Genomic DNA, 1,456 nt, shown 5'->3' with positions numbered 1-1,456 from the left:
TGAACCGCCCCGGATTTTGAGGAGGCTCCTTCGATTGAGAATGGAGCCAAGATGAGAAAGTCACCGAAGTTTTCCCCTGAGGTCATGGAGCGCGCGGTGCGCATGGTCTTTGACGCCAAGGACCAGTACCCGTCGCAGTGGGCGGCGATCGAATCGATCGCCGGCAAGATCGGCTGCACGGGCGAGACGCTGCGCAAGTGGGTGCGCCAGGGTGAGCGCGACAGCGGCGTACGGCCAGGCCCGAGCACCGTCGAGCAGCAGCGCATCAAGGACCTCGAGCGCGAGGTTCGCGAACTGCGCAAGACCAACGAGATCCTGAAGTTGGCCAGCGCGTATTTCGCCCAGGCGGAGTTCGACCGCCAACTCAAGAAGTGAACGCCTTCATCGACGAGCATCGCGCTCGTTGCGGGGTCGAGCCGATCTGCCGCGCGCTGCAGGTCGCCCCGTCGGCATACCGGCGCCACGCGGCGCGCCAGCGCAACCCGGCGCTGCTGCCCGCGCGAGCCCAGCGTGATGCGAGCTTGCTGCTGCAGGTGGAGCGCGTGTACGACCAGAACCTGCGGGTCTATGGCGCCGACAAGGTCTGGCGGCAACTGCGCCGCGAAGGCACGGCTGTGGCGCGATGCACTGTCGAGCGACTCATGCGGCTATGCGGGCTGAGCGGCGCGCGTCGCGGCAAAAAAGTGCGAACGACAGTACCGGACGTCAAAGCCGCATGCCCGCTCGACCGGGTGAACCGGCACTTCAACGCTGACAGGCCGAACCAGCTTTGGGTGGCGGACTTCACCTACGTGTCGACTTGGCAGGGCTTCGTGTACGTGGCCTTCGTCATCGATGTCTTCGCGCGGCGCATCGTCGGCTGGCGGGTCAGCAGCTCGATGCAGACCGACTTCGTGCTCGACGCGCTGGAGCAGGCACTGTACGCGCGTCGGCGCGAGCGTGAAGGGGCGCTGGTGCATCACAGCGATAGGGGCTCGCAGTACGTGTCGATCCGCTACAGCGAGAGGCTGGGCGAAGCCGGCATCGAACCCTCGGTGGGCAGCACCGGCGACAGCTACGACAACGCGCTGGCCGAGACCATCAACGGCCTGTACAAGGCTGAGATCATCCACCGACGCGGCCCCTGGAAGACGCGCGAGGCGGTCGAACTCGCCACTCTCGAGTGGGTCTCATGGTTCAACCACCATCGCTTGCTGGAGCCCATCGGCTACATCCCGCCGGCCGAAGCAGAGGCGAACTACTGGCGCCTGCAAGCTCAGGCGGTGACCACAACCAAGCCTGCCCAGTCGGCAGTGCTGCAGGAGGGTTGAACCATGAGTACATGGCCCAACCGGGGGCGCCTCCGGCGGCCCCTGCGGGGGGCTGGAATAATGAAAGTCAGAACAGCCAGAAGAGAAGTCAGACCATCCCGGTCGGACTCAAGCCAATAGGCCTCCTCGAAAGCCGGTGCGGTTCA

General features: G+C 65.3%; 1 protein-coding gene and 1 other annotated feature. The gene reads left to right on the top strand.

The genetic code is table 11. The features are described 5' to 3' along the window. The first annotated feature begins 51 nt into the window (after window positions 1-51). A protein-coding gene (locus ACSFBL_RS35585; protein ID WP_435520499.1) for an IS3 family transposase occupies window positions 52-1,310 on the top strand; the annotation gives its coding sequence in 2 pieces (ribosomal slippage) (window positions 52-334 and window positions 334-1,310; 1,260 coding nt in all). Next, window positions 330-446 (top strand) — a sequence feature (AL1L pseudoknot). (Overlaps the previous gene by 117 nt.) Window positions 1,311-1,456: the final 146 nt, after the last annotated feature.

Source organism: Variovorax glacialis (assembly GCF_051216375.1).
Lineage (GTDB): Bacteria > Pseudomonadota > Gammaproteobacteria > Burkholderiales > Burkholderiaceae_C > Variovorax.
The sequence above is the reverse complement of the archived record's forward strand: the minus strand, read 5'-3'. Positions and strand labels throughout refer to the sequence as shown.